Annotated in this window: 24 protein-coding genes; 7 read left to right on the top strand and 17 right to left on the bottom strand. The window is 70.7% G+C overall.

The genetic code is table 11. The annotated features are described in order from the left end of the window. The coding region (locus H0523_RS11155) for an FUSC family protein (RefSeq protein ID WP_180180057.1) at positions 1-832 on the bottom strand (832 nt) is incomplete at its 3' end. A 118-nt stretch (positions 833-950) separates the two neighbouring features. After that, entirely contained in the window at positions 951-1,874 is a 924-nt protein-coding gene (locus tag H0523_RS11150) for a LysR family transcriptional regulator (RefSeq protein WP_054431611.1), read from the bottom strand. A gap of 344 nt (positions 1,875-2,218) precedes the next feature. On the opposite strand from H0523_RS11150, the gene H0523_RS11145 reads away from it, so the two are divergent. Together H0523_RS11145 and H0523_RS11140 are read left to right on the top strand one after the other, a co-directional pair. Further along, positions 2,219-3,604, top strand: coding sequence for an aminotransferase-like domain-containing protein (locus tag H0523_RS11145; RefSeq protein WP_054431610.1), 1,386 nt, complete (start codon positions 2,219-2,221; stop codon positions 3,602-3,604). A 50-nt stretch (positions 3,605-3,654) separates the two neighbouring features. Next, positions 3,655-4,182, top strand: a complete 528-nt coding sequence (locus tag H0523_RS11140) for a DedA family protein (protein WP_156333155.1) — start codon at positions 3,655-3,657, stop codon at positions 4,180-4,182. Positions 4,183-4,185: 3 nt separating this feature from the next. Here the strand turns inward: H0523_RS11140 and H0523_RS11135 are convergent, their stop codons facing one another. The 7 genes from H0523_RS11135 to H0523_RS11105 form a co-directional block, all read right to left on the bottom strand. Beyond that, positions 4,186-5,202, bottom strand: a complete 1,017-nt coding sequence (locus H0523_RS11135) for a porin (RefSeq protein ID WP_054431609.1) — start codon at positions 5,200-5,202, stop codon at positions 4,186-4,188. Between the two features lie 108 nt (positions 5,203-5,310). Continuing rightward, positions 5,311-7,209 (bottom strand): CocE/NonD family hydrolase, encoded by a 1,899-nt coding sequence (locus tag H0523_RS11130; RefSeq protein WP_054431608.1) that lies wholly within the window; start codon positions 7,207-7,209, stop codon positions 5,311-5,313. After that, a complete protein-coding gene (locus H0523_RS11125) occupies positions 7,206-8,801 on the bottom strand; it encodes an ABC transporter substrate-binding protein (protein WP_054431607.1) in 1,596 nt (531 codons plus the stop codon). The genes H0523_RS11130 and H0523_RS11125 overlap by 4 nt, the downstream gene beginning before the upstream one ends. Then, on the bottom strand, positions 8,798-9,832 hold the full coding sequence (locus H0523_RS11120; RefSeq protein ID WP_082380501.1) for an ABC transporter ATP-binding protein: 1,035 nt from the start codon (positions 9,830-9,832) through the stop codon (positions 8,798-8,800). Before H0523_RS11120 ends, H0523_RS11125 begins: the two co-directional genes overlap by 4 nt. Continuing rightward, complete coding sequence (locus tag H0523_RS11115; protein WP_054431606.1) at positions 9,829-10,812, bottom strand: ABC transporter ATP-binding protein; 984 nt, start codon at positions 10,810-10,812, stop codon at positions 9,829-9,831. Before H0523_RS11115 ends, H0523_RS11120 begins: the two co-directional genes overlap by 4 nt. An 8-nt stretch (positions 10,813-10,820) precedes the next feature. After that, positions 10,821-11,726, bottom strand: coding sequence for an ABC transporter permease (locus tag H0523_RS11110; protein ID WP_054431605.1), 906 nt, complete (start codon positions 11,724-11,726; stop codon positions 10,821-10,823). Then, on the bottom strand, positions 11,723-12,697 hold the full coding sequence (locus H0523_RS11105; protein ID WP_054431732.1) for an ABC transporter permease: 975 nt from the start codon (positions 12,695-12,697) through the stop codon (positions 11,723-11,725). Before H0523_RS11105 ends, H0523_RS11110 begins: the two co-directional genes overlap by 4 nt. A gap of 269 nt (positions 12,698-12,966) precedes the next feature. On the opposite strand from H0523_RS11105, the gene H0523_RS11100 reads away from it, so the two are divergent. Beyond that, positions 12,967-13,920, top strand: coding sequence for a LysR family transcriptional regulator (locus H0523_RS11100; protein WP_054431604.1), 954 nt, complete (start codon positions 12,967-12,969; stop codon positions 13,918-13,920). Here the strand turns inward: H0523_RS11100 and H0523_RS11095 are convergent. Further along, positions 13,904-14,599, bottom strand: coding sequence for an SDR family NAD(P)-dependent oxidoreductase (locus H0523_RS11095; protein ID WP_054431603.1), 696 nt, complete (start codon positions 14,597-14,599; stop codon positions 13,904-13,906). The two genes, H0523_RS11100 and H0523_RS11095, sit on opposite strands and share 17 nt — an antisense overlap. 132 nt (positions 14,600-14,731) lie before the next feature. On the opposite strand from H0523_RS11095, the gene H0523_RS11090 reads away from it, so the two are divergent. After that, positions 14,732-15,157 (top strand): organic hydroperoxide resistance protein, encoded by a 426-nt coding sequence (locus tag H0523_RS11090; RefSeq protein ID WP_054431602.1) that lies wholly within the window; start codon positions 14,732-14,734, stop codon positions 15,155-15,157. A gap of 146 nt (positions 15,158-15,303) precedes the next feature. On the opposite strand, the gene H0523_RS11085 is transcribed toward H0523_RS11090, so the two are convergent. Genes H0523_RS11085 through H0523_RS11075 form a run of 3 tightly spaced genes read right to left on the bottom strand, consistent with a single transcriptional unit; the run spans position 15,304 to position 17,537 of the window. Beyond that, on the bottom strand, positions 15,304-16,629 hold the full coding sequence (locus tag H0523_RS11085; RefSeq protein ID WP_054431601.1) for a sensor histidine kinase: 1,326 nt from the start codon (positions 16,627-16,629) through the stop codon (positions 15,304-15,306). Next, positions 16,630-17,367 carry a response regulator gene (locus H0523_RS11080; RefSeq protein ID WP_054431600.1) on the bottom strand — a complete coding sequence of 246 codons (738 nt, stop codon included), beginning with the start codon at positions 17,365-17,367 and terminating at the stop codon, positions 16,630-16,632. A gap of 8 nt (positions 17,368-17,375) precedes the next feature. Continuing rightward, positions 17,376-17,537, bottom strand: coding sequence for a hypothetical protein (locus H0523_RS11075; protein ID WP_156350096.1), 162 nt, complete (start codon positions 17,535-17,537; stop codon positions 17,376-17,378). Between the two features lie 182 nt (positions 17,538-17,719). Here H0523_RS11075 and H0523_RS11070 point away from each other — a divergent pair, with 182 nt between their 5' ends. Then, positions 17,720-18,412, top strand: a complete 693-nt coding sequence (locus tag H0523_RS11070; RefSeq protein ID WP_054431599.1) for a cytochrome c biogenesis CcdA family protein — start codon at positions 17,720-17,722, stop codon at positions 18,410-18,412. Between the two features lie 31 nt (positions 18,413-18,443). Beyond that, positions 18,444-18,989 (top strand): thioredoxin family protein, encoded by a 546-nt coding sequence (locus H0523_RS11065; protein ID WP_156333158.1) that lies wholly within the window; start codon positions 18,444-18,446, stop codon positions 18,987-18,989. 72 nt (positions 18,990-19,061) lie between these two features. Here the strand turns inward: H0523_RS11065 and H0523_RS11060 are convergent, their stop codons facing one another. The 4 genes from H0523_RS11060 to H0523_RS11045 form a co-directional block, all read right to left on the bottom strand. Then, positions 19,062-20,324, bottom strand: coding sequence for an arsenic transporter (locus H0523_RS11060; protein ID WP_054431598.1), 1,263 nt, complete (start codon positions 20,322-20,324; stop codon positions 19,062-19,064). A gap of 104 nt (positions 20,325-20,428) precedes the next feature. Further along, positions 20,429-21,739 (bottom strand): trypsin-like peptidase domain-containing protein, encoded by a 1,311-nt coding sequence (locus tag H0523_RS11055; RefSeq protein ID WP_054431597.1) that lies wholly within the window; start codon positions 21,737-21,739, stop codon positions 20,429-20,431. Positions 21,740-21,854: 115 nt separating this feature from the next. Further along, positions 21,855-23,450: a gamma-glutamyltransferase gene (gene ggt / locus H0523_RS11050; protein WP_054431596.1), complete on the bottom strand. Its 1,596-nt coding sequence runs from the start codon at positions 23,448-23,450 to the stop codon at positions 21,855-21,857. Between the two features lie 26 nt (positions 23,451-23,476). After that, positions 23,477-24,451, bottom strand: a complete 975-nt coding sequence (locus tag H0523_RS11045) for a Bug family tripartite tricarboxylate transporter substrate binding protein (RefSeq protein WP_054431595.1) — start codon at positions 24,449-24,451, stop codon at positions 23,477-23,479. 220 nt (positions 24,452-24,671) lie between these two features. Here H0523_RS11045 and H0523_RS11040 point away from each other — a divergent pair, with 220 nt between their 5' ends. Beyond that, positions 24,672-25,328: a GntR family transcriptional regulator gene (locus H0523_RS11040; protein ID WP_054431594.1), complete on the top strand. Its 657-nt coding sequence runs from the start codon at positions 24,672-24,674 to the stop codon at positions 25,326-25,328. The last annotated feature ends 1 nt before the right edge of the window (position 25,329 follow it).

Here is a 25,329-nt window from a genome sequence, read left to right as displayed (position 1 = left end):
GGGCCTGGGCGGCGGGGCCCTCGTCCGTGCGCGCCGGGGTCCCGCCGATCAGGGCGCCGAACAACGCCGCCATGCCATTGCGCACGGCGGCCGCGCGTTGCGCCAGGTCCTCCGACTCGGCTTTGCCGGCCGCCAGCAGATCGTCCACGCCATATACGTCGGCGATCAGCGCCTGCCGCGCCGCCAGCGCCTCGGCGGGCGCCGCGCCTTGCTGGCGCGCGATCGCGCCGGCCACGCCGGCCGCCAGCCGCTGGTAGTGCGCATGGAGACGAACGCGCAGGGTGCGGGCGCTGAACAGGCTGCTGACCAGCCCCAGGCAGACGACGCCGATCATCACGGTGGCGCCGCGGCCCATGACGTGCTCGAAGGTATGTTCGGGATGGCCCATGGCGCCGTAGGTCGCCAGGCCGATGGTGTAGCCCGCCACCACCGCGCCCGAGGCGCGGAAATGGCGCAGCAGGGTCATGGCCGCGACGCACAGCCCGAGCCAGGCGCCAAAGCCCAGCACGAACAGCAGCGGCTGCTGGCCGGCCACGGCCATCAGCGCCACGGCCGCCAGCATGCCGACCAGCGTGCCGATGACGCGCCACGCGCCCTTGCCGATGACCGCGCCCTGGACCGGGTTGATGACCAGCAGCACGGTGGAGGCGGCCGAGAACGGCGTGTCCAGTTCCAGCAGGTAGGCCACGGCCAGCGCCAGCAGGGCGGCGGCGGTGGAGCGGGCGACGTAGGCGCTGCGCGGCGTGGTCAGATCCAGCCGCGACAGCAGGGCCCGCGCGCGGCCGGGCCACGAGGGAGGAATGTCCGCGACGGCGGACCGGACTTCAGACATGAACGCATCGCTCCTGAATGCTTGCGATGAGCCAGTCTAGGAGCGGGTGCGGGCGCGGAGAAGTCGAGAGTTCGCACGCCAGGCATGCGTCGCGCGCACGGCTGGCGCGCGGGCCGCGTCAGCGCGGCGCGGGGTCGGCGTCGCGCGCGTCTTCGGTCAGCGCGCGGATGGTGCGGCGCAGCCACTGGTGCGCGGGCGCATGCTGGAAGCGCGGATGCCAGGCCTGCATGATCAGCACCGGCTCCAGTTCCAGCGGCATGTCGAACAGGCGGATCTTCATGCCCATCTCGATGGCGGCGCGCGCCAGCTGTTCCGGCAGCGGCAGGATCAGGTCGGAGCCATGCAGCGCCAGCAGCGCCGCGCTGGGCGTGGGCACGGTGAGGGTGACCTGGCGGTCCAGCCCCTGCCTGGCCAAGGCTTCGTCGATCGGGCCGTGCGACTTGCCGCGGCGCGAGACGCTGATGTGGCCCCAGCGCGCCACCCGCCGCGCGCTGATCTCGTCCTTGAACAGCGGATGGTCTGCGCAGGCCACGCCCACCATGCGGGTGGTGAACAGCGGCTGCACGCGGATCTCGTGGCCCAGCTGGCGCGAGGCGCTGATGAACAGGTCGACGCGGCCGGCGCGCAGCATCTCGTCGTCGACGTCATCCTCTTCGGGCATGAAGCGCAAGGTGGCGCGCGGCATGTCGTTCTGCAGCGCGTCGAGCAGGCGGCCGGCGTAGATGCCGGTGAAGATGTCGTTGGCGCGCACGTTGAAGCGCGTGTCCAGCCGCTTGAGGTCGACCTGCTCGCCGGGCGCGAGCACGCCGCTGGCCTGCTGCAGCGCGTCTTGGATCTGCTCGCGCAGTTGCAGCGCGCGCGGCGTCGGCACCAGCGCGCGGCCGGACTGCACGAAGATCGGGTCGCCGGTGGTTTCGCGGATGCGCGCCAGGGTGCGGCTCATGGCCGGGGCGCTGAGGTTCATGCGGCGGGCGGCGCCGACGACGCTGCCTTCTTCCAGCAGGGCTTGCAGCGCGTACAGCAGGTTCAGGTCGGGTCGCATGGAGTCGGCGGGAGGGGCGCGGCCGGCGGGGCCGTTCCCGCGAGGGCAGGGCCACGCCCCGGCCGGCGCGGGCGTTGATCTTGTTCAGACTGATTATGCATCGCCCGCCGCGGCCGTCGCCCGCGGCGGGCGTGCGGGGCGCGCACGGCTGGCGTGCGTGCGGCGGTGCAACGCCATGCGCGGCGCCTGCAGGCCCGGCCCGCGACGGCTGCAGGACGGCCCGGAAAGGCCGTACAAAAAAAGGCCGTACAAGATTCCCGATGTATGGACTCAACTGGCGTTTGTCGCCATACTGGTCGACTCATATCATCCATACATTGCGACATTCTTGCGCAATAGAACCAATGCATAACGACGACATGTATGCATCCTGGACGCTGGCGTTCGTGCGCGGCGCCGGCCCCCGCTACCGCCAGATCGCCGATTTCATCGAGACGTCGGTGGCCGCCAACCGCATGCAGCCGGGCGACCGCCTGCCGCCTCAGCGGGGCCTGGCGCAGCACCTGGGGGTGGATCTGACGACCGTGACGCGCGCCTACGCCGAGGCCGGCCAGCGCGGGCTGCTCGAGGCGCGCGGGCCGCTGGGCACCTTCATCGCGCGGCCGGCCGAACAACCGCTGCTGCAGATGCTGGACCTGGGCATGAACATGCCGCCGCTGCCGCTGGGCTGCGACCTGCAGGACCTGCTGCGGCGCGGCCTGGCCAAGGCCATGGAGCGCCACGATGTCGGGGTGATGATGACCTACCACCAGGCCGGCGGCGGCCCGGCCGAACGCGAGGCCGGCGCGCAGTGGCTGGCGCAGTCGGTCGAGCGGGTCGACCCGGACCGCGTGCTGGTGTGCCCCGGCGCGCAGGCCGCGCTGGCCGCGGTGATGCTGGCCTATAGCCGGCCGGGCGACGGCATCATCGCCGAGCCGCTGGTGTATCCCGGCCTGCTGACGGCGGCGCAGCAGCTGGGGCGCCGCGTGCTGGTGGCCGAGTCCGATGCCGACGGCATGACGCCCGCCGGTCTCGAACGCGCCTGCCGCGACGGCGGCCGGCTGGTCTACCTGAATCCCACGCTGCAGAACCCCACCGCCCACACCATGAGCGTCGCGCGCCGCCGCGACCTGGTGCGCTCGGCCGTGGCCTGCGGCGTGCGCATCATCGAGGACGACCCCTATTCGCTGTTCCTGGACGGCGCGCCGTCGGCCCTGGCCAGCCTGGCGCCGGCCTCGGTGTTCTACATCGCCACGCTGGCCAAGACCCTGACGCCCGGCCTGCGCACCGCCTTCGTGCTGGGGCCCGACCGGGACAGCCGCCGCAACGTGCTGGCGGCGATGCGGTCTTTCGCGGTGATGGCCGCGCCGCTGATGGGGGTGCTGACCACGCAATGGATCACCAGCGGCGCCGCGCGGCAGATCCTGGATGGCGTGCGCGCCGAGGCTCAGGCGCGCCAGCAGCTGGCGCGGCAACTGTTGCCGGGGCCGTTCCCGGCCGCGGCCGCCGGCATCCACCTGTGGCAACCGCTGCCCGATGGCTGGACCGCCGCCGACCTGGAGCGGGTGGCGCGCGACGAAGGCTTGAGCGTCACGTCGTCGGAAGCCTTCCACCAGGGCCCCGGCGCGCCCAACGCCATCCGCATTTCGCTGGGCAGCATCCCCGAGCGCGAGGCGCTGGCGCAGGCGCTGGCGCGCCTGGCCGGGCTGGTGTCGCGGCAGCCGCGCGGCCTGCGCGACGTGATCGTCTGAGGCCCGGGCCGGGTACGATGGCCCTGATGCCTGCCTGATGCCGACGCCGCATGCTGTTCGAAACCTTCCATTCCCTGCAGGAGACCCTGGTCGACTTCGCCCGGACCCACGCCGACTGGCTGGCGCCGCTGGGGTTCGCGTTCGCCTTCCTGAAGTCGTTGCCGCTGGTGGCGCTGGTGATCCCCGGGACCGCGCTGCTGTTGTCGATCGGCGCCATCCTGGGGCTGGGCGATAGCGGCTTCGTGCCGGTATGGCTGGCGATCGCGGTGGGCGCGGCGCTGGGCGACTGGGTGCAGTACGCCTGCGGCGTGTGGTTTGGGCCCAGCCTGACGCAATCGAAGCCGCTGCGCAAACGTCCCGAACTCCTGCATCGCAGCACGCGGTTCATCCAGAAGTGGGGCGTGCTGAGCATCGTGCTTTGCCGCTTCTTCGGCCCTCTGCGCGCCACCGTGCCGATGATCGCCGGCATCTGCGGCATGCGCGCCGCCGCGTTCCAGGTCGCCAATTGGGCTTCGGCCTTCCTGTGGGCGGCGGCGCTGCTGCTGCCCGGCTGGTGGGGCACGCGCGCGTTTCTATAGCGGTCAGAACTGATGCCGGATGCCGACCGAGGTCTGCAGCGTGTGCGATTCGCGGATGTCCAGGCGGTTGACGTAGGCGTACAGGTTGGTGCGCTTGGACAGGTCGTGCTGGTACCCCAGGGCCCAGCCGGTGATGTCCGAGCCGGTGGCGCGCTGGTACGAGGCCATGACCGTGCCGGCCTTGCCCAGCGGCGCGCTGACGCCGGCGATGTACGAATTGACCCGGTCGTAGCCCGCCGATGGGCCGGTGTTGGCGTTGCGCAGGTTGCCGTAGGTGCCGTGCAGCGTGATCCACTCGAAGTCGTAGGAGCCCGCCACCTGCAGGTTGCCCGCGGTCTTCTTGTTCGGCAGCTGCGAATTCGGATTGAGCCGCTCGTAGGTCAGCGCCGCCGCCACCGGGCCGCCGTTGTAGCGCAGGCCGGTGGTCAGCACGCGGTCGTGGGCGTCGGTGGCGAAGGCCTCGCCGTCGTGGGCCTCGAAGCTGTAGCCCAGGCCCGCCTGCCAGCCGCCCACGCGCGGCGTGGCGTAGAACACGGCGTTGTTGACGCGGCCGCCGGCGCCGAAGTCGCCGTCGTTGTAGCCCAGGCTGGCGTTGTTGGAGGACTGGCCCCAGCCGGTGCCGAACGGCGAGCCGACGCCGGCCCACTCGAAGCCGTAGACCCACTGGCGTCCCAGCCGCACTTCGCCGAAGCCGCCGGCCAGGCCGACGTAGGCCCAGCGGCCGAACATGCGGCCCTGCGCCTGCGTGCCGTTGTTGGCGTTGAAGCCGCTTTCCAGGCGGAACACGGCCTTGTAGCCGTTGCCCAGGTCCTCGGCGCCGCGCAGGCCCCAGCGCGAACCCGACTGGTTGCCGCTTTTCTGCCGCAGGCTGGAGGCGCCGTCCTTGCGTTCATAGGTGGTGCCCAGGTCGACCAGGCCATACAGCGTCACGCTGCTGGTCTCGGCGGCCTGCGCCGGGTTCAGGCAGCTCAGGGCCAGGGCGGCGCCCAGCGTGCTGCGATGGCGGATGATTCTTTTCATGGTGTGATCCCCTCGATTGGTATGGCGTTGGACAAAAGAAGCCCCTGCCGCCGGCGCGCCGGCGGCAAAGGGTGAAGCAAGCGGAGGTCTGGGGCGGGCGCTAGCGGGTCATGGCAGCGCACCGTGCGCGGGCAGTGGCGTCAGGTCGCTCGGCGTGGCCACGCACAGCGTGACGCTGGACGGGTGCGCGGCCGACAGGTGCAGCGTGTTCAGCGCGATGCGCTTCTCGCGTGCGTCGGCGGCGGTTTCGCCGCTGTTCGGGTTGACGTCGTACTTCGGGAAGTTGCTGCTGGAGATGTCCAGGCGGATGCGGTGGCCGCGCTGGAACAGGTTGCAGGTGGCGAACGGCTCGATGGTGATCTCGTAGACCTTGCCTGGCGCCAGCGGTCGCGCCTCGTCCCAGGTCTCGTGGAAGCGGCAGCGGAAGATGCCGTCGGTCAGGTTCAGCGCGTAGCCCTGCGGGTAGTCGGCGCTGGGCGGGTAGACGTCGATCAGCTTGGCGGTGAAGTCGGTGTCGGGGCAGTCGGACGAGATGTGCAGCCTGACGGTCACCGGCCCGGCCACCGCCAGGGCCTCTGGCAGCGGCTCGGTCTGGAACACCAGCACGTCGTCGCGCGCGGCCAGCGGCAGGCCGGGCTGGCGCACGCCGAAAAAGCGCGCATCCTCGCGCTGGTCGAAGCCGCCGCCCTCGAACACCGGCTGGCCCGAGGTCAGCGCGCCGCCGATCGTAGGCACCGGATTGCGCGGATCGTACTGGTAGCGCAGCTGGCCCGCATCGCCGGCCGGCGCCCGCTGATCCAGGCGGCCGTCGGCGTGCAGGTAGAAGGCGGTGGCGCGGGCCTGCGGCACCGGCCAGGCGTCGGCCTGGATCCAGGCGCCGCCGTGGTCGAAGCGGCCCTGCGCGTCGCGCGCGCCGCTGCCGCCGCCCATCAGGAACAGGCGCGCCGCCGGGTCCGGCGCGGCGCCGGCGGGGGCGTCCTGCAGCCAGCGCTGGAACCACGCCAGCCGGAAGCCCAGCCAGTGCTGCGCCAGGTTGCCGTCGAAGGCGGCGCGCGGGCCGAATTCGGCATCGCCGCTGTGGGTGGTGTTGCGGTCGCCATGCAGCCACGGCCCCATGATGAGCCGCACCGGCGACCGGCGGCCCTGCGTCAGGCCGGCGTAGTTCTCCATGGTGGTGCGCACGTAGGCGTCGTACCAGCTGGACATCAGCGCCACCGGGACGTCGGGAATCGCGTCGTAGTAGCCCTGGGCGTAGATGCCCAGCTGGCGCCAGGATTCGTCGAAGGCGTCGGCGCGCCATTGCTCGAACAGGTAGTCCTCGTACTCGGGCGCGCTGGCCAGCGGCGAATGGCCGGGACGCCACGGCATGCGCGTGAACCACTGGCGGATGTCCTCGGCTTCGAGCGCGGCCAGCACCAGCGGGTCCTGCTGCGCGGCCGGGCTCAGCTTGGCCTGCTTGTAGGCCCAGGTGGCCTGCTTCAGCTCGAACGCGCCCGATTGGCGGATGCCGCACTGGTAGCCGTTGGAAAAGCCGCCCGAGTCCAGCACCATGCAGGCCAGGCCCGGCGGATTCAGGCAGGCCAGCGCCATCTGCGTGTGCGCGGCATACGACAGGCCCATGGTGCCGACGCGGCCGTTGCTCCACGGCTGTTGCAGGATCCAGGCGAGCGTGTCGAAGCCGTCCGGGCCTTCCGACAGGTACTTGGTGAAATGCCCTTCCGAGCCGTAGCGGCCGCGGCAGTCCTGGAACACCACCGCGAAGCCGCGCGCGGTGAAGTAGCGCGCCACGTCCGGGCGCGGCACGCCGAGGCGGCCGTCGATCTGTTCCGAGCGCGACACCTCGGCCTTGCCGTAGGGCGTGCGCTCCAGGATCACGGGCAGCGGGGCGTCGTGGCCGGGACGATAGCCGGGCGGCAGGTGCACGTCGGTGGTCAGGCGCACGCCGTCGCGCATGCGCACCATCTGGTCCGCCAGCAGGACGGCGGGAGAAACTTCGGGGGCGGTCATTTTGCTTCCTGTATGTACAGCATTGAGGTGCGTTCGAGCTTGTTGGCGCGCATGACGGTGCCGTCGCGCGCGGCCCAGAAGGCCACCGGGAAATACAGCGGCACGATGCCGACGTCGTTGAAGGCGGTCTCCGCCGCCTGGCGCAGCAGGGCGTCGCGCTGCGCCGGGTCGAACTCCACCGCGGCCCGCGCCAGCAGGCGGTCGACGGCCGGATTGGAATAGCGCGCGCGGTTGAAGGCGCCGGTGCCGGCGGCCTTGTCGTAGGTGGCCAGCACATTGGTCAGGCCATTGGACGAATCGCCGGTGCTGTTGCCGTACGAGAAGATGAAGGCGCTGTACTGCTGCTTGCCGCTGGCGCCGGCGTAGACGTTGTAGGGCTGGGTCACCACGCCGTTGATGCGCAGGCCGGCGCGCGCCATCATCTGCGCCAGCGCCTGGGCCAGGTCGCTGTCGCCGGCGAAGCGGTCGTTGGACGAATGCAGCGTCAGGCCGAAGCCGTGCGGATAGCCGGCCTCGGCCAGCAGGGCGCGCGCGCCCTCCAGGTCGTAGGCGGGCGCCGGCAGGTTGGGGCTGTAGCCGCCCAGGCCCTCGGGCACCATCTGGCCGGCCGGCACGCCGGCGCCGCTGAGCAGGCGCTCGGTGATGGGGCCGCGCATGAACATTTTCGAGATCGCCTGGCGCACCCGCACGTCCTTGAGCGGGTTCACCGTCATCGGCTTGCCCTGCGCGTCGGTGACGAACGGGCTGGCGTCGCGCGCCGAGTCCAGCGCCAGGTAGATCAGGCGCGCCGACGGCGAGCGATAGAGCGTATAGCCGGCCTTGCCCGTGAGCGCCTTGGCGTCGGTCGGCGGCACGCTGTCGATCAGGTCGACCGTGCCCGACAGCAGCGCCGAGATGCGCGCCGCGTCGTTGGCGATGTAGCGGATCACCACGCGGTCGAAGTCCGGCCGCGCGCCCCAGTAGGCGTCGTTGCGCGCCAGCTCCAGGCTGTCGCCCGGTTGCCAGCGCACGAACTTGTAGGGGCCGGTGCCGATGGTCGCTACGCCGCTGTTGAAGTCTTCCGAGCGCTTGTCCTGCGCCGCGTGGCGCGACAGGATGTAGACCAGCCCGATTTGCTCCATGAAGTCGGGCGTGGGTTCCTTGGTGCGGATGCGCAGCGTCAGCGGATCGACCACCTCGACCGCGGCGATCGAGCGCACCGCGCCGCTGAACGGCGCCGGGCTGTTCGGCACCTTGGGCGCGCGCGCCAGCGAAAAGACCACGTCGTCGGCGCTGAACGGCGTGCCGTCATGGAAGCGCACGCCGGGCCGCAATTTGATCTCCCAGGTATCGGGCGCCAGCGCCCGCCACGACAGGGCCAGGCCCGGCCGCATCTGCATGTTCTCGTCGGTCGACACCAGCCGCTCGAAGATGTTCTCGGCGGCGGCCTGGTTGTTGCCGGTGCGCGAGAACAGCGGGTCCATCGACGACGGTTCGCTGGAATGGCCGATGGTCAGCAGCGGCCGCGCCAGGGCGGGCGCGGCGCCGGCCAGCAGCGCCAGCAGGGCCAGCGCGGCGACGCCGCGGCGGATCGGAGTGGAAAAGCGGTTCATGCGGCGGGAGTTCCTTGAAGGGGCGCGGCGCCGGCGCCGTCGAGCAGGTGACAGGCGGCCTGATGGCCGTCGGCCGTGACGCGCAGCAAGGGCTGTTCGGTCCTGCAGCGCGCCATGGCCTGCGGGCAGCGCGGATGGAAATGGCAGCCGGCCGGCGGATGCAGTGGCGACGGGATCTCGCCCTTGATGGCGTTGAAGCGCCGCTTGCGGTTCGACAGCCGCGGCACTTCCTGCAGCAGGGCCTGGGTGTAGGGATGGCGCGGCGCGGCGAACACCTCGGCGGTGGGGCCGGATTCGACCACCCGGCCCAGGTACATGATGACGGTGCGGTCGCTGATGCGCCGCACCACGCCCAGGTCGTGGCTGATGAAGAGATAGGTCAGGCCCAGGTCCTGCCGCAGGTCCATGAAGAGGTTCAGGATCTGCGCCTGGATCGACACGTCCAGCGCCGCGATCGACTCGTCGCAGATCAGGAAGCCAGGCTTGACCGCCAAGGCTCGGCCGATGCCCACGCGCTGGCGCTGGCCGCCCGAGAACTGGTGCGGAAAGCGGTTGCGGTAGTCCGGGTCCAGCCCCACGCGCCGCATCACCTGCACCACGTAGTCGTCGTAGTCGCGGCGCGCGATGATGCCGTTGGCCAGCGGCGCCTCACCGATGATGTCGCGCACCCGCTTGCGCGGATTGAGCGAGGACATCGGGTCCTGGAAGATCATCTGCGTGGCCATCCGCTGCGCGTGCGCGGCGCGGCCGCTCAGGGTGGACAGTTCGCCGGCGGGCGTCTGGATGCTGCCCGAGGTGGCCGGCAGGATGCCCGCCAGCACCCGGCCCAGCGTCGACTTGCCGCAGCCGGATTCGCCCACCAGGCCGACCACTTCGCCTTGGTGGATGGTCAGGTCGACGCGGTCGACCGCGTGCACGGTGTGCGAGGCCACCTTGGCGCCCAGCAGGCCGGCCAGGCGTTCGGCGTAGTCGGGCCGCTTCACGAACAGGCGCGACACCTGGTTGGCCTGCATCAGGATCGTCGGGCTCACGAAAGCACTCCAGTCTGGGGATGGAAGCAGCGCAGGCCGCGGCCGCCGGCGGCCTCCAGCGGCGGCTGTTCGGCGCGGCAGCGCTCGGTGGCGTGGCCGCAGCGCGGGTTGAAGGCGCAGCCGGCCGGCAGCGCCAGCGGCGACGGCGCCATGCCGGGGATCTGGTAGAGGCGGTCGCCGGTGTGTTCGTTGCTCGGCACCGAGCCGATCAGGCCGATGGTGTACGGGTGGCGCGGACGGTCGAGGATGTCGTCGGTGCTGCCGGACTCGACCACGCGGCCGGCGTACATCACGCAGACGCGGTCGGCCAGGCCCGCCACCACCGCCAGGTCGTGGCTGACCCACACCATGGCGGTGCCGGTCTCGGCGCACAGCTTCTGCATTTCGGCCAGTATCTGCGCCTGGATGGTGACATCCAGCGCCGTGGTCGGTTCGTCGGCGATGATCAGGTCGGGCTTGTGCAGCATGGCGATGGCGATCGCCACGCGCTGGCGCATGCCGCCCGACAGCTGGTGCGGATAAGCCTTCAAGCGCTCGGCCGGCGACGGGATGCCGACCGCGGCCAGCGTGTCGCGGGCCCGGTCCCAGGCCGCCTTGCGGCTGCAGCGCTCGTGGCTCAGCACCGTCTCGACCATCTGGGTCTCGATGCGGAACACCGGGTTCAGCGTCATCATCGGGTCCTGGAACACCATGGCGATGCGGTTGCCGCGCAGCTGGCGCAGTTCCTCGCGCGACAGCGTCGCCAGGTCGGTGCCCTTGAACAGGATCTGGCCGCCGTCGATGCGCCCGGGCGGATCGATCAGGCCCAGGATGGAAAAGCCGGTGATGGACTTGCCCGAGCCGGACTCGCCGACCAGGCCGAGGATCTCGCCGGGATGGACGTCGAAGCTGACGTCGTCCACCGCCCGCACCAGGCCGGCGCGGGTGTGGAACCAGGTGCGCAGGTTGCGCACGGAAAGGGTGGGGGATGCCGAATGCATGGCGCTTCCTATTTCTGCAGGCGCGGATTGAGCGCCTCGCGGACGCGGTCGCCCACGATGTTCATGGTGAAGACCACGGTCAGCAGCAGCACGCCGGGGAACACGCTGATCCAGTACAGGCCGGCCAGCATCTGCTGGTAGCCGTTGGCGATCAAGAGGCCCAGCGACGGCTCGGTGACCGGCAGGCCGATGCCCAGGAAGCTGAGCGTGGCCTCGGCGGCGATGGCGTTGGCGGTCTGGATCATGGCGATGACGATGACCGGCGGGATGCAGTTCGGCAGCAGCTGGCTGAACAGCGCGCGTCGGTGGCTCAGGCCCAGGCACAGCGCCGCCTCCATGTATTCCTTGCGGCGCTCGACCACCGCGGTGGCGCGCACCGCGCGGGCGAAATAGGCCCATTGCACCACCACCAGCGCCAGGATCACCTTGTCCACGCCCTGGCCCAGGATGGCCAGCATCATCAGCGCCACCAGGATGGTGGGAAAACCCAGCATCAGGTCCACCAGGCGCATGATCAGCGCGTCGATGCGGCCGCCGAAGTACGCCGCCGTCAGGCCCAGCACCGTGCCCACGGCCATGGCGAACAGGCCGCTCAGCACGCCCACCGAGAGGCTGGTGCGCAGGCCATACATCATGGCCGACAGCATGTCGCGGCCCTGGGCGTCGGTGCCGGCCCAGTAGATGTCGCCATAGATGCCCTGGCTGCCCGGCGGCATGCGGCCGTCCAGGATGGTGATGGCGGCCAGGTCATACGGGTTCTGCGGCGCGATCCACGGCGCCAGCAGCGCGGCCAGCACCAGCAGCAGGAAGATGATCGCGGCGAGGGTCGCGGGGCGGCTGTCGAGCACGCCGTGCAGCGCCTGGCCCAGGGTGGTGTCGCGGCTGGGCAGCCATTTGTTGGGAAGCAATGTCATTCGGAGGCTCCCACGCGGACACGGGGATCCAGCACGGAATAGATGATGTCCACCAGCAGGTTGAGCACGATGAACATGGTGACCACGATCAGCAGGTAGGCGACCACCACCGGGCGGTCCAGCTTCATGATGCTGTCGATGATGAGCTTGCCCACGCCGGGCCAGGCGAAGATGGTCTCGGTGACGGTGGCGAAGGCGATCAGCGAGCCGAACTCCATGCCGACCACGGTGACGATCGGGATCATGATGTTCTTGAGCACGTGCATATAGATCACGCGCGATTCGCGCAGGCCCTTGGCGCGGGCGAACTTCACGTAGTCCAGCGGCATCGTCTCGCGCACGCCGCTGCGGGTCAGGCGCACGATCAGCGCGATCTTGAACAGCGCCAGGTTCAGCGCCGGCAGGATCAGGTGGCGGATGCCGTCCCACGACGCCAGGCTGGTGGAGATGCCGAAGATCTCGCCGGTGGGGCCGCGGCCGGTGGACGGCAGCCAGCCCAGCGTCACCGAGAAGATCAGCACCAGCATGATGCCCTGCCAGAAGTTGGGCAGGCTGAATCCCAGGATCGAGCCGGTCATGATGCCGCGGTCCAGCGCCGAATCCGGCTTCAGGCCGGCCACCAGGCCCAGCGGCAGGCCGATGGCCAGCGCCAGCAGCAACGCCACGCAGGCCAGCTCCAGCGTGGCCGGCAGGCGTTGCAGGATCAGCTGGATGGCAGGCTGGTTGAAGACGAACGAGTTGCCCAGGTCGCCGTGCAGCGCGTTGCCGACGAACTTCAGGTATTGCTGGTACAGCGGCAGGTCCAGGCCCAGCGACTGCACCGCCTGCGCGATCTCGGCCTGGGTGGCGTCGGCCGGCACCAGGATCTCGATCGGGTCGCCGATGGCGTAGACGCCGGCGAACACGATCAGCGAGGTCAGCGCCAGGATCACCAGGCTCTGGCACAGCCGGCGGATAATGAACGCGGTCATGGCGCCTCGCGGCGACAGGAAGCGGGAAACGGAACGGCGCGCATCGGGGGGCTCCTTGCCGGACAATATCGGCGATATCGCGTATTGATTGCGGATTCATGAATGGCGAGAATCCGGATGGGCGGAATGTTCGATCCATCGCGCCCGGCTGGCAACCGTATGCGAAGGCGGCATATGGCTATGTGAATGACGAGAAATTTGGTGTTAACCCTAGGCCCCGCGCGTCGATTCGCCGCGCGGGGCCGGCATTGCGGACCTTGCGGGACAGGATGAACTTCAAGCAGCTAGAGGCGTTTCTCGCCTTCATGACCACCGGCTCGACCATCGAGGCCGCGCAGCGGCTGGGCTCGTCGCAGCCGGCCGTCAGCCGCCTCCTGAGCCAGTTCGAGGCCGACCTGGGCGTGCCGCTGTTCGTGCGCCGCAAGGGCCGCCTGCACCCCACGGCCGAGGCCGAATCGCTGCTGCCGGACGTGCAGAACATGATCTCGGATGCCGAGTCCCTGCATCGCCACGTCAACCAGCTGCGGCTGGGCGGGCAGCGGCGCACGCTGATCCGCGTGCAGCTGCCGAGCACGGTGGCGCAATCGGTCATGCCGGCGGTGGCCGAGGCCTTCCTGGCGGATCATCCCGACGTCGCGCTCGAAGTGCTGGTGGGCACCTACGAAGCCAGCGAGGTCGCGGTGCTGGGCCGCGAGGCCGACCTGGCGCTGGTGCGCTCGCCGCCGATGAATTCGGGCCTGTCGATGCTGCTGCGATTGGCCACCGAGGCGGTCTGCGTCATGCCGCCGGGGCATCCGCTGCAGGCGCTCGACGCGATCGGCCCGGCCGACCTCATCGGCGTCGACCTGGTGCTGCTGGGCCGGCAGCGCTCGCTGCGCCAGCAGATCGACCAGGCCTTCCGCCAGGGCCGCATGATGCCGCAGATCAAGGCCGAGGTGCACTCGGTGGAAATGGCCTGCCGGCTGGCGGCGCAAGGCATCGGCGTGTCGATCGTCAACGGCCTGTTCGCCGGCCTGTGCCAGGACATGGGCATCGTCCGGCGTCCGTTCCGGCCGGTCATCGACTACTGCGTGGGCATGGCCGCGCTGGCGGGCCAACCGCCGCATCCGCTGGTGCCCGAACTGATCCAGCGCATCCTCGACGCCATGACCGAGCGCGCCGGCCCCGGCGCGTTCACGCAGCTGGCGCCGGAGGCCGGCGCGGCGCCTACGGCATCAGCTTGAGCAGCGCGGCGATCAGCGCCCAGCGGCGCGTTACGTAGGCGCGCTTCTTGCGCAGGCGGATGGCGGCGGCGATCTGCCGCGCGGCCTTCTCCGGCGACGCCACCCAGAACAGGCCCTGGCCTTGCGCCATGGCGGTGGCGACGAAGCCCGGGCGCACGTCGGTGACCGCGATCGGCAGCTGCAGGCGCCGCACCTTCCGCCGCAGCCCGTCCAGGTAGTTCGACACGAACGCCTTGGAGGCGTTGTAGGCCGGCGCCGCGCCGCTGCCGCGCAGCGCCGCGACCGACGAGATGCCCACCAGGTGGCCCTTGCGGTGCAGGATGAAATGCCGCAGCGCGACGTTGGCCATGGCGGCGAAGCCCTGCACGTTGACGGCGATGGTGTCGGCCTCCTTGTCCCACTCCAGGTCGGTATTGAGGAAGCCGACGCCGGCGCTGATGACGAACAGGTCCAGGCCTTCCATTTGGGCGATCAGGTCGCGCACCGCCTGCGCCGCGCCGGGGTCGCGGGCAATGTCCAGCGCCAGCGTGTGGGCCGGGCGCGGCAATTCGGCCCGCAGGCTGTCGAGCAGTTCGGCGCGGCGCCCCACCAGGCCCAGCACGTAGCCCTCGGCCGAGAGCCGTTTGGCCAGTTCGCGGCCGATGCCGGAGGTGGCGCCGATGATGATCGCTCGTTTCATGCGGGGGAAGATTCCATGGGAAGGGGCGCGCCCGGATACAGTACGACGCAAAACCCGCGGATCGCGGACACAGGCAGGATACAGCGCCTTGGTGCAATCCAGGTTCCCCATTTTTTGACACCAGGAGCCATCATGTCCCATACGCTGGAAACCGTGCTGTACACCGCCCACACCCACACCACCGGCGGCCGCGACGGCGCCGGCCGCACCGACGACGGCGCGCTGCTGCTGCCGCTCAGCCCGCCGGGGTCGAGCCGGCCCGGCACCAATCCCGAGCAGCTTTTCGGCATCGGCTACTCGGCCTGCTTCATCGGCGCGATGCAGCTGGCCGGCGCCAAGCTCGGCATCGCCGTGCCGCGCGACGTGGCGGTCGACGCCGAGGTGTCGCTGGGCAAGACCGACGGCGGCGCGCGCTACGCGCTGGCGGTCAAGCTGAACATCGCCTTGCCGGGCCTGGCGGCCGAACAGCAACGCCAGCTGGTCGACACCGCGCATCAGACCTGCCCGTACTCGGGCGCGATCCGCGGCAACATCGATGTGGAACTGGCGATTCTCTGACCTTGTTCGCATCAGAAAAAAAGCCCCGCGATGGCGACATCGCGGGGCTTTTTTCCGTGCCGGATAAACGCGTTTCATGGACAGACGCGTTTCATGGACAGACGCGCGTGCCGGACAACCGCGTCGCGCCGTGAGCCGGCGTCGGCTCAGGCGTTCGGCCGCAGCAGCACTTGTGCCTCCTGGCCGCCGCCCGCGCGGTTGCGCAGGCGCAGCTCGCCATCGATGACGTCGGCCAGCTGGCGCGCGATCGCCAGGCCCAGGCCGGTGCCGCCGCTGTCGCGGTTGCGCGAGCCTTCGAGCCGGTAGAACGGCTGCAGCACGGCCTGCAATTCGTGTTCGGGAATGCCGGGGCCGCGGTCCAGCACGCGAATCGACACGCCGCGGCCATCGTCGGCCGCGCCGACCTCGACCTCGGCCGCGCCGCCGAATTTCAGCGCGTTGTCGATCAGGTTGCCGAGGATCCGGCGCAGCGCGCGCGGGCGCGTCTGCCAGGGGCCGTGACAGCGGCCCTGCAGCGTCACGGGCTTGCCGATGTCGGTGTAGTCGCACACCAGGCTGTCCAGGAACGCGTCCAGGTCGATGCGCGCGGGCGGCTCGGTGGCCGCGCCGGCGCTGCGCGCATAGGCCAGGCCGTCGCGCACCAGCTGCTCCACTTCCTGCAGATCATGCGCCAGCTTGTCGCGGTCGGCGGATTCGTCCATGAATTCCGAGCGCAGCTTCATGCGCGTGATCGGCGTCTGCAGGTCGTGCGAAATCGCGCCCAGAATCTGCATGCGCTCGGCCAGGTGCGCGGCGATGCGGTCCTGCATGGCGTTGAAGGCGGCCGAGGCCTGCGCCACTTCGGCCGGCCCGTCCTCGGCCAGGCGCGGGCTGCGGCGGTCGGGGCTCATCGCGTCGGCGGCGCCGGCCAGCTGCGTCAGCGGCCGGATCGCCAGCCGCACCGCCAGCCACGCGCACAGGATCAGCAGCGCCAGTTGCGCCAGCAGCACCGCCGGCAGCCACATCGCCAGCGGCATCACGGCCATGTGGATGTCCAGCGTCACCGCCTGGCCGTCGGCCAGCGTGGCGCGCGCCTGGATGTGCTTGGGGTCGTCGCCGACGGTGCCGAAGGCCAGGGGATAGGCGTTGTTCAGGGCCGCCTGGATCGAGTCGCGCACCGCTTCGGCGGCGGGCGTCTGCAACGGCCGGTCGAAGTCGCCGGGGCCGAGCTGGTACTGGCGGTTGCTGGCGCTCAGCCGCGGCAGCCAGGCGGCGCGTTCGTCGGCGGGCAGGCGGTTCAGGACCGCCAGCGCCACCACCACGTCGCGCTCCAGGTTGTCGAGCATGACGCTCTTGGCGGACTGGTAGCGCTCGTAGAACTGCAGCCCGAACGACAGCCCGTGGGCCAGCACCAGGCCTACCAGGAAGATCAGGAACAGCCGGCTCGCCAGGGTGCGCGGCCAGCGGCGCAGCGCCGGGACCAGGGCGGGCATCTAGGGGGCCTCGGACACGTCGACCTGCGCGGCGAACACATAGCCTTCGCTGCGCACCGTCTTGATGTACATCGGCTCGCGCGCATCCTCGCGCAGCCGCTGGCGCAGGCGGCTGACCAGCAGGTCGATCGAGCGGCCGAAGAAATCGGCGTCGCGGCCCTGCGTCAGGTTCAGCAGCTGGTCGCGGTTCAGCACGCGCTGCGGGTGGTCCAGGAACACGCGCAGCAGCCGGTACTCGGCGCCGCTGAGCGACACGAGGGTGCCTTCGGCGTCGACCAGGTGGCGCGCGGTGGTGTCCAGCGTCCAGTCGCCGAAACGCACGGCGCGGCCCGGTTCGGTGACCTGGAAATTGGGCGGCAGCATGCGGGTGCGGCGCAGGATCGCCTTGATGCGCGCCAGCAGCTCGCGCGCCACGAACGGCTTGACCAGGTAGTCGTCGGCGCCCATCTCCAGCCCCAGCACGCGGTCCATGTCTTCGTCGCGCGCGGTCAGCAGCAGGATCGGGGTGCGCCGGTGCTTGCCCGCCCGCAGCTCGCGGCACAGCACCAGGCCGTCGTCGCCGGGCATCATGATGTCCAGCACGATCAGGTCGACGGTCAGCGTTTCGAGCAGCGTGCGCATCTGCCGGCCGTCGGCGGCCAGGGTGACGTTCAGGCCGTTCTTCTTGAGGAAGTTGCCGGCCAGTTCGCGGATCTCTCGGTCGTCATCGACGATCAGGATGTGGTCTGGATTGTCCATGGCGCATTCTACTCAGCGGGCTGCGCGCGGCGGCGCGCCTGGCTGTTGACGATCAGCTGGCAGGGGCCGGGCTGGACGGCCTCGGCGCCCAGGCCGCCGGCCAGCAGCGCCAGCACGGCCAGCAGGCGCCGCCAGGAAAGGCGGGGGCGGGGAAGGGGAACGGTGTTCATGCGCGGGCTCCGGCAACAGGTGTCCGGCAGGTTATAGCGCCGCCCGCGCCGCGAAGTGTGTCGTAGTGTATGCAGGGCCGGACACGATACAAAAGCCGGGCAAAAACCCGCTTTCCGGGCACAGGACGGATACCCGGCGCGCGTCCAATGCGGTCATCGAGACACAAACGGACCGCCGCGCCATGACCACCTTCATCGACACCCCCCTCGCCCTGGCCGCCGGCATGCTGACGGTGGCCTCGCCCTGCGTGCTGCCGCTGCTGCCGATCCTGCTGGGCAGCGCGGTCGAGCGCGGCGGCCGCCTGCGGCCGCTGTGCATCGTGCTCGGCTTCGTCGCGGCCTTTTCCGGGCTGGGCATCGCGCTCAGCCTGTTGTCGGGCGCGGTCGAATCGGCCCACGAGACGGTGCGCGCGGTGTCGGTGGCGGCGCTGGCGCTGTTCGGCCTGGCGCGCATCTGGCCGCAACCCTACGACTGGCTGGCGGCGCGCCTGAGCGGTCCGCTGCAAGGCGTGATCGGCCTGGGCGCCAGGGGCGGTTCGGGCAATGCCGGCGGCTTCCTGCTGGGCATGTCGCTGGGCGCCGTCTGGACCCCCTGCGCCGGCCCGGTGCTGGCGTCGATCCTGATCCTGGCCGCGCGCGCCGACAACCTGACGCATTCCAGCCTGCTGCTGCTGGTCTACGGGCTGGGCGCGGGCATCCCGATGCTGGCCATCGCCTACGGCGGCGGCTTGGCCGCGCGCCGGGTCGGCGCCATCGCCCGCCACGCCGTGCGCCTGCAACGCGCCTTCGGGGTGCTGCTGGTGGCCTCGGCCGTTGCCATCCATTTCCAATACGACGTGCTGGCCTATGCCTGGATCAGCCGCCTGTTTTCCTGACCCATTTATCCGCAACCTGAAGGAGCGCACCATGCTGTCCATCCGCCTGCCGGCCCGCCGGGCCCTCGTTTCCGCCAAACTGGCCCTGGCCGGCCTGCTGCTCGGCGCCGCCGCGCACGCCGCCGCGCCCGCGCCGACCCCCGCGCCGGAGTTCACCGGCATCCAGACCTGGCTCAACAGTGAGCCGCTGACCCTGGCCGGCCTGCGCGGCAAGGTGGTGCTGGTCGATTTCTGGACCTACACCTGCATCAATTGCATCAACACCCTGCCGTACGTGAAACAGTGGAACCAGAAGTACAAGGACCAGGGCTTGGTCGTGGTCGGCGTGCACACGCCGGAATTCCCGTTCGAGCGCACCACCAGGAACGTGGCCGACGCCATCAAGCGTTTCGGCATCGAATATCCGGTGGCGCAGGACAACCAGTACAAGACCTGGGACGCCTACCGCAACCAGTATTGGCCCGCGTTCTACCTGATCGACAAGGGCGGCAACATCGTCTATCGCCATTTCGGCGAGGGGCGCTATGCCGAGACCGAGGCCGAGATCCAGCGCCTGCTGGCCCAGCCCCAGTCTTGAGCCTTTCGCGCGGGGCCGCCGGGACGGCGTGCGAGGGCGCGCGGGAGCGGCGTGTGACGCCGCCGCGGGGATTCAGCCGCCGGCCAGCGCCAGCATCAGCAACGCGCCCAGCAGCGCCGGCGGCATCACCCACGCGCCCAGCTTGAGAAAGCGCAGCGCGCCGACGTGCTGGCCCTCGCGCCGCACGGCGATCAGCCAGAGCAGCGTCGCCAGCGAGCCGGTGATCGACAGGTTGGGCCCCAGGTCCACGCCGATCAGCAGCGCGCCGGCGGTCTGCGCCGGCAGGTCGGCGATCTGGCCGACCGAGCCGGCGATCAGGCCGGCCGGCAGGTTGTTGATGACATTGCTGGCCAGCGCCGCCACGATGCCCGCGCCCCACAGCGCGCCGCCGGCCGAGTCGCCTGCCAGCCGCAGCAGCGCCCGCGCCAGCGCGTCGATCGCGCCGCTGAGCGCCAGGCCTTCCACCAGCACGAACAGGCCGGCCACCATCGGCAGCACGCCCCAGGCCACGTGCCGCAGCACCGGCAGGGGGCTGAGCCGCTGCTTCAGGTGGATGACGCCGGCGGTGGCCAGGCCGGCGATGAAGGTCGGAAGGCCCAGGTCGGCGTGCAGCGCCGAGGCCAGCATCAGCACGGCCGCCGTCAGCAGGATGCCGATGCCGGTCAGGCGCGCGCCCGTGGCCAGCGGCTGCGGCACGATGTCGGCCCGCAGCGGCTGGCGCAGCGCCTCGCGCTGGCTGAAGCGCAGGGCCAAGTAGGTCAGGCCGATGGCCGCCAGCGACGGCAGCGTGAAGCGCTGCAGCCAGTCCAGCAGCGGCGGCATCTGGCTGCCGTAGACCACCAGGTTGGCGGGGTTGGAGATCGGCAGCACGAAGCTGGCGGCGTTGGCGATGAAGGCGCAGATGAACAGATACGGCAGCGGCCGCGCCCCGGCGGCCTTGGCCGCCGCGTACACCGCCGGCGTCAGCACCACGGCGGTGGCGTCGTTCGACAGGAACACGGTCACCAGGATGCCCACCAGGAACACCAGGTCGAACAGCCGCCGCGCCGAGCCGCGCGCGTGGCGCGCCGCCACCATCGCCAGCCAGTCGAACAGGCCCTGCTGGCGCGCCAGTTCGGCCAGCACCATCATGCCGATCAGGAACAGGTACACGTCCAGCCCCTTGCCGACCGCGCCCAGCGCCGCCTGCCACGGGATCAGCCCGGTCGCCGTCAGCAATAGCGCGGCGCCGCCGGCCCAGACGTATTCGGGCAGCTTCCAGGGGCGCAGCAGGATGCCGAGGATGGCCAGGGCGGAAATGCCCCAGAGGGCGAGGGAAGCGGCAGGAAAGGGCATGGGCAGCGATGACGGGAATCCGGTGCGGGAAGCATTATCGCCGGTTCGGCGTCCCGTCGGCCCGTCAGGGCGGGCCGACGCTTCCGGGTTCCCGTCGGCGGCGCCTACTGGATCTGCAAGGTGTACATGGCCTGGCCGCGCACCAGCGTCAGCAGCAGCGGCTGCCCGGGCGTCGCGCCGCCCAGCAGGCCGCGCAGGTCGGCCAGCCGGCTGACCGGGCGCTGGTTGACGCCGATGATGATGTCGCCGCGCTGCATCCGCGCGGCCACCGCGCCGCGCTCGGGATAGGTGGCGCTGACCGCCACACCGTCGTTGCCCTTCAGGCGTTGCTCGCGGCCGATCTCGGTGAACTCCACGCCGTTCAGGCGCGCGTCCAGCGAGCCGCCGTGCAGCCGCTCGTTCTTCTCGGGCTCGATCCGCAGCGTCGCCTCCGAGCGCTGGCCGCCGCGCGACAGCGTCAGCCGCACCTGCTTGCCCACCGGCAGCAGGCCCTCGGCGTTGCGCAGCTGGGCGCTGGTGCCGATCGGCTTGCCGTCCAGCGCCAGGATCAGGTCGCGCGCCTGCACCCCGGCCTGCTGCGCCGGCGAGCCGTCCGCCACGCGCGCCACCACCACGCCGCTGGCGTTCGGCGCCATGCCCAGCTGGCGCGCGTTGCGCGGCGTGACGTCGATGGTGTCCAGCCCCAGCCCGCCGCGCTGCACCTGGCCGTGCTGCAGCAGCTGGCGCATGACCTCGCCCGCCAGGTTCGACGGAATCGCGAAACCGATGCCGACGTTGCCGCCCGACGGCGTGTAGATCATGGTGTTGATGCCGACCAGCTCGCCGTTCAGGTTGACCAGCGCGCCGCCCGAGTTGCCGGGGTTGATGGAGGCGTCGGTCTGGATGAAGTTCTGGTAGCCGGCCGCGCGCAGGCTGGAACGCTCCAGCGCCGACACGATGCCGGACGAGGCCGACTGGCCCAGGCCGTAGGGATCGCCGATGGCGACCACGAAATCGCCCACCCGCAGATCGCTGGAGTCGGACAGGGTCAGGGCCTGCAGCTTGTCGGGCGGAATGCGCAGCACCGCCAGGTCGGTGTCCGGATCGCTGCCGACCACGGTGGCGGTGAAGCTGCGGCCGTCCTGCAGCGACACGCGGATCGAGGCCGCGCCGCGCACTACGTGATGGTTGGTCAGGATGTTGCCCTGGGCCGCGTCGACGATCACGCCCGAGCCGATGCTCTGGCGCCCGGGGGCGCGGGCCTGGCCGCCTTCGCCCTGCGCGGAGATGTTGACCACCGCCGGCGTGACGCGCTCCAGCATGGGCGCCAGCGAGGGCAGGGGCTGGCCGTCCACGGCCATGGGCAGGGCCGCCAGGGCGCCGGCGGGTAGGGCGAGCGCGGCGGCGAGCGCCACGGCGGACAGGATGCGGTTCATAAGGGCCTTGGGGAGTCTGCGCGGCAGTATCGCCGCGCCAGGCGTCGCCCATATGACCGATCAAGCGCCTTTCCGGCGGCGTGTTCCGCCGCCGTGGCCGTCGCGCCTGGAATGCCTAGAAGCCGACCGCCTGGCCGTCGCGGCGCGAATCGGACGCGGCGAAGTAGCCGCCCTGCGGCAGGCGGCAAATCAGCTGCGCCGAGCCGAATTCCAGGCTGTCGGCCGGCGCCACCGCCACGTTGTGGCCGCGCTGGCGCAGCGCATCCACCACGTCGGCGGGCAGGTGCGCCTCGACGTTGACCACCGGCCCCTTTTCCACGCGAAAGCGCGGCGCGTCGCTCATGGCCTGCGGATTCTGGCCGAAGGCCGCCAGCCGCGTGATCATCTGCAGGTGGCCCTGCGCCTGCATCGAGCCGCCCATCACGCCGAACGACATTACCGGTTCGCCGCCCCGGGTGATGAAGGCCGGGATGATGGTGTGCATCGGCTTCTTGCGCGGACCGACCTGGTTGGCGTGGCCGGGCGTCAGCACGAAGTTCAGGCCGCGGTTGTGCAGGCTGATGCCGGTGCCCGGCACCACCACGCCGGAACCGAAGCCGTGGTAGTTGGACTGGATGAACGACACCATGGTGCCGGCCGCGTCGGCCGCGGTCAGGTAGACCGTGCCGCCGGTGGCGGGCGTGCCGGCCACCGGCACGGCGGCGCGGTCTATCGAGATCAGCCGCGCGCGCTCGGCCAGGTAGGCCGGGTCGAGCAGGGCGCGGGCGTCGGTGCGCATGTGGCGCGGGTCGGCCACGTGCTGATGCAGGTCGGCGAAGGCCAGCTTCATGGCCTCGATGCTGACGTGGTAGTAATCGGCGCTGTCGCGGCCCATCGACTCCAGGTCGAATTGCTCCAGCATGCCCAGCGCCATCAGCGCCGAGATGCCCTGGCCGCTGGGCGGGATTTCATGCAGCTGGTAGCCGCGGAACGACTGCGAGATCGGCTCGACCCACTCGGGACGGTGCTGGTCCAGGTCGTCCGCGGTCAGCGCGCCGCCGGTGCGGGCGGCGAAGTCGGCGATCTTGTTGGCCAGCGCGCCGCGGTAGAAGCTGTCGCCGCCGCTCTCGGCGATGTCGCGCAGGGTGCGCGCCTGGTCCGGAAAGCGCCACCATTCCCCCGCCTGCGGCGCCCGGCCCTGCGGCAGGAAGGCGTCGGCGAAGCCCGGCTCCCGCGCCAGCTTGGGCATCTGCGCGGCCCATTGGCGCGCGATGGTGGGGCTGACCGCGAAGCCGTGCTCGGCGTAGGCGATGGCGGGCTCGAACAACTGCGCGAACGGCAGCTTGCCGAAGCGGTCGGACAGCGCCTTCCAGCCCGCCACCTGGCCGGGCACGGTGACCGTGCCCCAGCCGGTGCCGGGCATCGCCTCGCGGCCGGCGAAGTACTCCGGCGTCCACGCCGCTGGCGAGCAGCCGCTGGAGTTCAGGCCATGCAACTTTCCTTCGTGCCAGACCAGCGCGAACATGTCGCCGCCGATCCCGTTCATCACGGGCTCGACCACGGTCAGCGCGATGGCGGTGGCGATGGCGCTGTCCACGGCATTGCCGCCGGCCAGCAGCATGCGCAGCCCGGCCTGCGCCGCCAGCGGCTGGCTGGTGGCGACCGCGTTGGCGGCCAGCACCGGCATTTTTCGGGAAGCGTACGGGAAAGACCAATCGAAGGAAGTGGACATGGTGGCGAGAAAGGTTGCGAGGGAGATTACTGCGGGGTGATGCCGGCCTGGTCGATCAGCTGCTTGGTGCGCGGGATCTCGGCCTTGATGAAGGCGGCGAATTCCTCGCGGCTGCCGCCGCGCGGCTCGGCGCCCGCTTCGGCCAGCTTACCGCGCAATGCGGGATCCGCCAGCACCTTGTTGACGGCGCGGTTGAGCTTGTCGAGGATCGGCGCGGGCGTGCCTTCCGGCGCCACCAGCCCGTACCACGGGGCGATGTCGTAGCCGGCATAGCCCTGCTCGGCGATGGTGGGAATGTCCGGCGCCAGCGCCGAGCGCTGCGAATTGGACATGCCCAGCGCCAGCAGCGCGCCGCTCTTGACCTGCGGCAGGCCGGTCATGATGGTGTCGAAGTACATCGACACCTGGCCGCTCAGCAGCGCCGGAATGGCTTCGCCGGCGCCTTTGTAGGGCACGTGCAGGATGTCGATGCCGGCCACCGACTTGAGCATTTCGCCCGCCATGTGCGAGGTGGTGCCGGTGCCGAACGAGGCGTAGGTCAGCTTGCCCGGGTTGGCGCGGGCGTACGCGATCATCTCGGGCAGGGTCTTGAACGGCTGCTGCGGATTGGCCAGCAGGATGTTGGGCGTGTACGCCACCATCGACACCAGCGCGAACGCGTCCGGGTCATAGGCCAGGCGCTTCTGCAGGAAGCGGTTGGTGACGATGGCGGCCGGACCGCCCATCAGCAGCGTGTAGCCGTCGGGCGCCGAGCGCGCCACCGAGGCGCTGCCGATCGCGGCGGCGGCGCCGGGGCGGGCTTCCACCACGAACGGCTGGCCCAGTTCGGTCGACAAGGCCGCGCCCAGCTGGCGCGAGATCAGGTCGGTGGCCGAGCCGGCCTGGAACGGCACCACGATGCGCACCGGATGCTGCGGCCAGTCGGTGGCCTGGGCGCCGGCTTGCGCGGCGAAGGCCACGGCGGCGGCGCCGGCCAGGGCGCGGATGAGACGGAAAGTCATGGATTCCCCTTGAATGCGTTATGTCGGTCGAGCGATGGCGCCAGGCGGGTCTGCTGCCCCTTGCAATGCCGGCGGACGCGTCCGGCCGACGCGCCAGGACGGATTTGACGCGAGCGCCGCCGGTCCGGCCATTGGTATTTGCATCCATGGATCACTGGATCCAATTTGTGTTATTTTTGCGTTTATCTATCATGGCGGCTTTGAAAACCCGGGGACGAGAATGCTGCAGTTTCAGAAGACAGCCGTCAGCGCCGAAGAAGAGGCCTACCAGCACCTGCAGCGCGAGATCCGGCTGGGCAACTATCCGCCCGGCCACCGCCTGGTGCCCGAGGTCATCGCCAGCGAGATCGGCACCAGCCGCATGCCGGTGCGCGGCGCGCTGCGCCGGCTCGCCTCCGAGGGCCTGGTCGAGATCCGCGCCAACCGCGGCGCGGTGGTGCGCGGCCTGAACCAGCAGGAAATGCGCGAAGTCTTCGAAATGCGCTCGGTGCTCGAAGGGCTGGCCATGCGCAACGCCGTGCGCCACATGAGCCCCGAGCACATCCGCCGCCTGGCCCGCATGCTGGACCAGCTCGAGCAGGGCTCGGGCGACGACCTGGACTGGACCAGCGCCCACCGCGACTTCCACGAATACCTGTGCAGCTTCTGCCAGCAGCCGCGCCTGTTGCGGCAGATCTCCGAATTGCACTCGGTGGTCGAGCCCTACATGCGCCTGTGGGCGGCCCAGCCGGGGCGCGTGCTGCGGGTGCGCGAATCGCACCAGGAACTGATCGACGCGCTGCTTACCGGCGACCCTGATCGCTGCGAGGCGGCGATGCGCCAGCACGTGCTGAACACGGTGCCGGCGCTCCAGGCGTTCCTCGAACGGGCGGGCTGAG

This window comes from Achromobacter insuavis, assembly GCF_902859645.1.
GTDB classification, from domain to species: Bacteria; Pseudomonadota; Gammaproteobacteria; order Burkholderiales; family Burkholderiaceae_B; genus Achromobacter; species Achromobacter insuavis.
The sequence above is the reverse complement of the archived record's forward strand: the minus strand, read 5'-3'. Positions and strand labels throughout refer to the sequence as shown.